The sequence below is a fragment of the Pajaroellobacter abortibovis genome, assembly GCF_001931505.1.
Classification (GTDB): Bacteria; Myxococcota_A; Polyangia; order Polyangiales; family Polyangiaceae; genus Pajaroellobacter; species Pajaroellobacter abortibovis.
The window spans coordinates 1,545,344-1,552,132 of sequence record NZ_CP016908.1 but is presented as its reverse complement, the minus strand read 5'-3'; the positions used below and the strand labels follow the sequence as shown (position 1 = coordinate 1,552,132).

Below are 6,789 nucleotides of genomic sequence, written 5' to 3'. Positions count from 1 at the left end.
TACATTATAAATTCATAGTAATGTATGACTAACTCAGGGAACTGAAACATCTAAGTACCTGGAGGAAAAGAAAGAAAGCTCGATTCCCTTAGTAGTGGCGAGCGAAGAGGGAAAAGCCTAAACTTTAAGATGAATAATCTTGAAGGGTCATGGGGCTTACAAAATCAATAAGTTTTGATAGATGAATGGTATGGAAAGGCCAGCCGTAGACGGTGACAGCCCGGTAATCAAAATTAAAATAAGTTGTAGTAAGTACCCGAGTACCGCAGGACACGTGAAATCCGGCGGGAATTTGCGGGGACCATCCCGTAAGGCTAAATACTACTGATTGACCGATAGTGAACAAGTACCGCGAGGGAAAGGTGAAAAGAACCCCGGTTAGGGGAGTGAAATAGTACCTGAAACCGTACGCCTACAAGCCGTGGAAGTATTATCCCCGTGAGGGGATAGTGTGACCGCGTACCTTTTGCATAATGGGCCTGCGAGTTACATTTTGTGGCAAGGTTAAGCCAAAGGAGGTGAAGCCGTAGCGAAAGCGAGTCCTAACAGGGCGAAAAGTCGCAGGATGTAGACCCGAAACCTTAGCGATCTATCCTTGGCCAGGTTGAAGAGTTGGGTAACACCGCTTGGAGGACCGAACGCACCGCAGTTGAAAATGCGGGCGATGAGCTGAGGATAGGAGTGAAAGGCTAATCAAGCTGGGAGATAGCTGGTTCTCCTCGAAATATATTGAGGTATAGCCTTGGACAAATACCGCTGGAGGTAGAGCACTGAATGGGCTAGGGGTCCTACCAGACTACCAAACCCAATCAAACTTCGAATGCCAGTGAGTAATATCCAGGAGTCAGACAGCGCGAGATAAGTTGCGTTGTCGAGAGGGAAAGAGCCCAGATCGTCAGCTAAGGTCCCTAAGTCCGATCTAAGTGTTAAAGGATGTGGAAGTGCATTGACAACCAGGAAGTTGGCCTACAAGCAGCCATCTTTTAAAGAAAGCGTAATAGCTCACTGGTCAAGCGCATCTGCGCCGAAAATATAACGGGGCTAAAGATCGGCACCGAAGCTACGGGCTTAGAAATAAGCGGTAGAGGAGTATTCTCAAGTAGATACAAGCTAGATCGCGAGGTCTAGTGTCGGATTTGAGAAGAGCTTATGCAGGCATGAGTAGCGATAAACCAGATGAGAAATCTGGTCGCCGTAAGCCCAAGGTTTCCTGGGGTAGGATAATCCGCCCAGGGTTAGTCGATGCCTAAGCCGAGGCCGTAAGGCGTAGGTGATGGAAAACAGGTTAATATTCCTGTACTATCGAGGAAGACGATGAAATAAGCGGGGACAAAGAAGGATAGGCCAAGCATGGTGCATGGATCCATGTTCAAGCCCGTAGGCTGTTTTGCTAGGACTCGAGAGAGACAAACGGCGAAACAATAAGCTGAGAGGTGATGAGGTTGAGCTTCGGCTCAATAACTTGGTGATTCCAAGCTTTCAAGAAAAGCCGCGTGTGGAGTCTCTTTGATAATCGTACTGTAAACCGACTCAGGTGGGCAGGATGAGTATTCTAAGGCGCGTGAGAGAACCCTGGTTAAGGAACTCGGCAAATTGACACCGTAACTTCGGGAGAAGGTGTGCCTTTTTATGTGATGCAGCTTGCCTGCTAAGCGTGAGAAGGTTGCAGAGAAATGGGAGTTGTGACTGTTTACTAAAAACACAGCACTCTGCAAAGTCGCAAGACGACGTATAGGGTGTGATGCCTGCCCGGTGCTGGAAGGTTAAGGGGATGTGTCAGCGAAAGCAAAGCACTGAACTGAAGCCCCAGTAAACGGCGGCCGTAACTATAACGGTCCTAAGGTAGCGAAATTCCTTGTCGGGTAAGTTCCGACCTGCACGAATGGCATAACAACATCTCCGCTGTCTCGACCAGGGACTCAGCGAAATTGTATTGGGGGTGAAGATACCCTCTACCCGCGGCAAGACGGAAAGACCCCATGAACCTTTACTGTAACTTGGCAGTGAATTTCGCATCATTTTGCGTAGAATAAGTGGGAGGCTATGAGGACGAGCTTCTGGGCTTGTCGGAGCCATCGTTGAAATACCACTCTGAATGATCTGAGATTCTAACCAACCTCCATTACCTGGAGGTGGGACACTGCCTGGTAGGCAGTTTGACTGGGGCGGTCGCCTCCTAAAAAGTAACGGAGGCGCGCGAAGGTTCCCTCAGCCTGATTGGAAACCAGGCGAAGAGTGTAAACGTATAAGGGAGCTTAACTGCGAGACCGACAGGTCGAGCAGATGCGAAAGCAGGCGTTAGTGATCCGGTGGTCCCGCATGGAAGGGCCATCGCTCATCGGATAAAAGGTACTCTGGGGATAACAGGCTGATCGCGCCTGAGAGTTCATATCGGCGGCGCGGTTTGGCACCTCGATGTCGGCTCATCGCATCCTGGGGCTGGAGCAGGTCCCAAGGGTTCGGCTGTTCGCCGATTAAAGCGGTACGCGAGCTGGGTTTAAAACGTCGTGAGACAGTTTGGTCCCTATCTGCCGTGGGCGTAGGATACTTGAGAGGAGCTAACCATAGTACGAGAGGACCTGGTTGGACGTACCTCTAGTGAGTCGGTTGTCACGCCAGTGGCACTGCCGGGTAGCTATGTACGGAACGGATAACCGCTGAAAGCATCTAAGCGGGAAGCCGGCCTCAAGACAAGGTATCCCGGTCGAAAGACCCTAAAGACCCCTTGAAGACTACAAGGTTGATAGGCTAGGTGTGGACGTGGAGTAATCTACGGAGCTAACTAGTACTAATAGGTCGTGAGGCTTGATCGTATTTTTGAAACACTAATTGAAAGTTGCACGTAGGATTCGGGTTGCAAGATACCCTATCAAAGCGATCCATAGTTTTCCGGTGGCGATATCGAAGAGGCCACACCCGATCCCATCCCGAACTCGGAAGTTAAGCTCTTCAGAGCCGATGGTACTGCACGGGAAGCCGTGTGGGAGAGTAGGACGCTGCCGGGCTTTTTTATTGTATCTGATGTAAGTCAACCATTTTATATTATATGATTGCTTAGGTTGAATTCTCATCAACTCTCTAAGGAGCGCTGCCAATGGCTCTTCTCTTCTTTTTATGGAATGAAGAGAATCATTTTTGGCAGCATTTTTTTTGTCTGTTTTGTTTCGATTTTGATCGTCAGCCAGAAAAAGGATTTTCTCGCCAATGTAGCGATGCGGCATCTGCCTGCTGCATCTCGATGGGAGGTCAAGGGAGTAGGTTTATCATTTGGTTTATTCCGTATCTCTTTCCAGCAAGTAGATGTAAGAAGCCGTGAGGCCCCTTTTTTAGAGGGAGAACTCCATCAAGTCGATCTTTTCACCAATTGGCGTTTACGTTTTGCTGGATTAGCAGCAGAAGAAGCGATAATTTCATGGGGCTATCCGTCTCATGAAGAAGAAGGCCTTGATGAGAAAAACGTATCGCGGATTATTCTTAAGCGCGCTTCTGTTTCATGTGAGAATGCTACTTTTTCTTTCCACGGTGAGAAGGCCTATGGGAATATTGACTCTATTCATTTTGAAGGGTTTGGAATTCAGGGGCAATACGAGTCCTCTTCACGTCAAACAAGCATTTCGATGGAAGAGTCGACGCTGAATCCCTCTTTATTTGCGTCTCAAACGTCTCAAACAGTACGAAAAAGAGATGCTGACTTTAAAAGAAAAAAGGCAGCAACGTCATCTGTAAATGTGCCTCTGCAAACTCTTTTTGTTTCTACAGCTACGGAGATTGCTGAGAAAGTAAAAAGAGGGGTGTATCTCTTCAATTCTATTCCCTCAGCAGATGTGCAAATCAATATTCAGGAGTGGAGATGGCAATTGAGTGGTTATCCCTATGGGATATCTCACAAAGGGGCATTTTTTTTAAAGCTTCATCGTTTATTACACTCTTCTTTTTCTTTTGAAGGGCGAGGGACCTATCAACAAAAAGAATTTCAGTACAAAGGGGATTTGTCGGTTCAGGAGCCTCATCGAGTCATTCTGACTTTGCGCCAAACGTCATTCCCCCTTCATATCATACAGGTATGGCAAATAACGCGGGGAATGGAGATAGATGGTACACTCCAGCATGGGGAGGGTGATTTGATATGCGATCTGGAGAAAAATTTCTTTCAACTCCGAGGGAAAGGGGAATGCAGATTGAGCCATATGCATCATCCTTGGCTTGCCAAAAATGCTGTGGGCGATATAGATATGCAGTTTTTATTCCGTGGAAACATGAAAGAGAATGGGAGTGTGCAACTGGAAGACAGCCATTTTCAAGTGGGTCCCCTCGATCTTGGTTTGCAAGGAAATTGGCAGAAATCAAAGGTAGAGTTGGAAGTGCATGCAAGGATTCCTAAGACCCCTTGTCCCCTTCTGTTTAAGAGAATCCCTAGGGGATTCCTCCCTGAGCTGCAGGAGCTTGAATGGAAAGGGACATTCGCTGGAAATCTTCTGTTGGTATTGAATACAGAGCATATTGATCAATTAAAGCTCAATTATCATTTTGATAATCGCTGTGACTTTCTCCATGTGCCTTCTGCATGGGATCGGGAAACGATATTAACCTCTTTTAAAAGAAAGATTTTCTATTCAGATGGAAATGTTGACGATCGGATTACAGGCCCCTCTACAGATCACTGGATTACCCTCGATCAGGTTAGTCGTTTTATGCAAGCTGCCCTTTTTACAGTAGAAGACGCTCACTTTTACACGCATCACGGCTTTAGCCATTATTCTATTCGAGATTCCTTGATTGCAAATATCAAAGCAAGAAAAATGGTGAGAGGGGGAAGTACAATTACCATGCAGCTGGCTAAAAATCTGTTTCTCTATCCTCAAAAAACACTTTCTCGTAAAATTGAGGAGTTGATTCTGGCAAACTATTTGGAAAATACTTTTTCGAAAGATGAAATTTTAGAAATTTACATGAACATTGTTGAGTTCGGTGTGCATATGTACGGTATCAAAAATGCTGCGGAGGTTTATTTTGGGAAGAAACCGATTGATCTTAATCTGACCGAATGCATGCTGTTGGCTTCTTTACTCTCCAATCCAGCCCGTGGTTCTAAATTTTATAGGCGGGGTGAAGTTCCAGAATATTGGGTAAAGCATATTCACCATCTTAAGGAAATAGCGGTTAGAGCACACTTGGTCTCTTGGTCAGACTTTAAGAGGTCTGAAGCAGAAGCCATCCACTATGTTCAAGTTCCTTTTTCCTCTTGAACTAGTGGGAGGGATTTTTTTAAGTCATAACGAGTTTTTGAACGCGCTTACGAAGACTCAAAGGAAAGGGATTTTGATATGGAATAATTTTTTCGTTCTAAACGGAGAGCTGCGAAGAAAGCTTGTAGCCGTTGGGCACACTCTTTTTCTAAGATCCCCTGTGTGATGAGCAAACGGTAATTAAGCCGTTCATCATCTCCTATTCGGAAAAGACTGGATAGCGCTCCCGCTTTGGGGTCAGTGCATCCAAAGACAACTCTTTTGACACGCGCTTGTGACAACGCGCCTGCGCACATGGGGCATGGCTCCAACGTGACATAAGCAGTGACTCCTTCTAAGCGCCAGCTATGGATGCGTTTGGAAGCAGCTCGAAGAGCGATGATTTCTGCATGAGCGGTTGGGTCTTGCTGCGTTTCACGCAGGTTATGACCTTTAGCTAGCAGCTGATGATTGGAATCAACCAACACGCATCCGATAGGGACTTCCTGTTTCTGGGCTGCGGTGTCTGCTTCTCTGAGCGCTTTGCGCATCCATTGTTCATCATTCAGACAGCGACATGATTCGATGAGGCTCTTTGGGTTAGGAGGATGGCTTGCATGCATAGGCTCAGACGAGATTATAGAGTGGAATAGAGATAGGATAAGCAAGGAAGGTAGTTGGTTTTTGCAGAAGATACTTTTTTAGTATTTCATAAACAACCTCTGGATTTATGAGATGAAATTCCTCCCATAAATATGTTGGTGTGATTATTTTATGACTAGACCTTTTCTGTAAACATCTTGATGTGATGGATAGTTATAGGCTGATTTCCTGTCCACTGAAACTGGTTAGGAGTAAAGGTGTATTTGATCGTGTTGTTGTTTCTGGATAAGTAAATGATTGTTTTTGCTCATCCTATTCACATGGTGGGGGAGAGAATAACAGCTGTGATGACTTCTCATTACGTTCTTTTTCTAGCACTCGAAGATCTTTTACAAGCTTTTTATTTCTACTTTTTTGCCGTTTTCGTTAAAACACTCAACTGGGATAAAAACTTACATCTGGTCTAGCTGCCACATGGTTTCTGGTAGATCGTGATGCAAGAGTATGACAGGTGATTGATTCTTCATTGCCGCTTGGAGATTACATTTAATATTTTTTGTTCCGTCTCCTATCATCTTTCTAAAGAATAAAGAGAAACTACATCTTGGTAGGGAATGAATTCATGTTGATACGTAAAGAAGAACCAACTTGCTTTTTCTGCACGTTCGGTTCATCGGAGAGAGAAGCAAAAAGCCACAGGTTGAAGAAGTCTTGTAGGCTTATCCGCTGCTGCCATGCTTTTAGCTCCTCTTCTTTTCCTTCTTAGACAGTGAAAGGGTGGCATCCTCTTCGTCTTGCTTAAGCATCTCTGAGCCTGTCGGGAGCTTAAAATTTGAGCTGCTACTAATCGGAAGTGGAATATATTAGGGTGTTTTCATACAAGTGTAGTTCCTTGTAAGGGAATATAATTGGGAATGCTCCTTCAAGTACGCCTAATGATAAGGTTCCCACCTCTTGAACA

Annotated in this window: 3 protein-coding genes and 2 rRNA genes (1 of these 5 running past the window's edge); 4 read left to right on the top strand and 1 reads right to left on the bottom strand. The window is 45.5% G+C overall.

Features of this window, described 5'->3' with window-relative positions; genetic code table 11:
- From BCY86_RS07825 to BCY86_RS07815, 3 genes are all read left to right on the top strand, one after another.
- Positions 1-2,813, top strand: a 23S ribosomal RNA gene (locus BCY86_RS07825); it begins 150 nt to the left of the window's first position.
- A 75-nt stretch (positions 2,814-2,888) separates the two neighbouring features.
- Positions 2,889-3,005 (top strand): 5S ribosomal RNA (rrf, locus tag BCY86_RS07820).
- Positions 3,006-3,059: 54 nt separating this feature from the next.
- Positions 3,060-5,246, top strand: coding sequence for a biosynthetic peptidoglycan transglycosylase (locus tag BCY86_RS07815; protein WP_156865163.1), 2,187 nt, complete (start codon positions 3,060-3,062; stop codon positions 5,244-5,246).
- Between the two features lie 47 nt (positions 5,247-5,293).
- On the opposite strand, the gene tadA is transcribed toward BCY86_RS07815, so the two are convergent.
- Complete coding sequence (gene tadA / locus BCY86_RS07810; protein WP_075277660.1) at positions 5,294-5,848, bottom strand: tRNA adenosine(34) deaminase TadA; 555 nt, start codon at positions 5,846-5,848, stop codon at positions 5,294-5,296.
- Between the two features lie 273 nt (positions 5,849-6,121).
- Here tadA and BCY86_RS09910 point away from each other — a divergent pair, with 273 nt between their 5' ends.
- Positions 6,122-6,295, top strand: a complete 174-nt coding sequence (locus tag BCY86_RS09910; RefSeq protein WP_156865162.1) for a hypothetical protein — start codon at positions 6,122-6,124, stop codon at positions 6,293-6,295.
- Positions 6,296-6,789 lie beyond the last annotated feature (494 nt).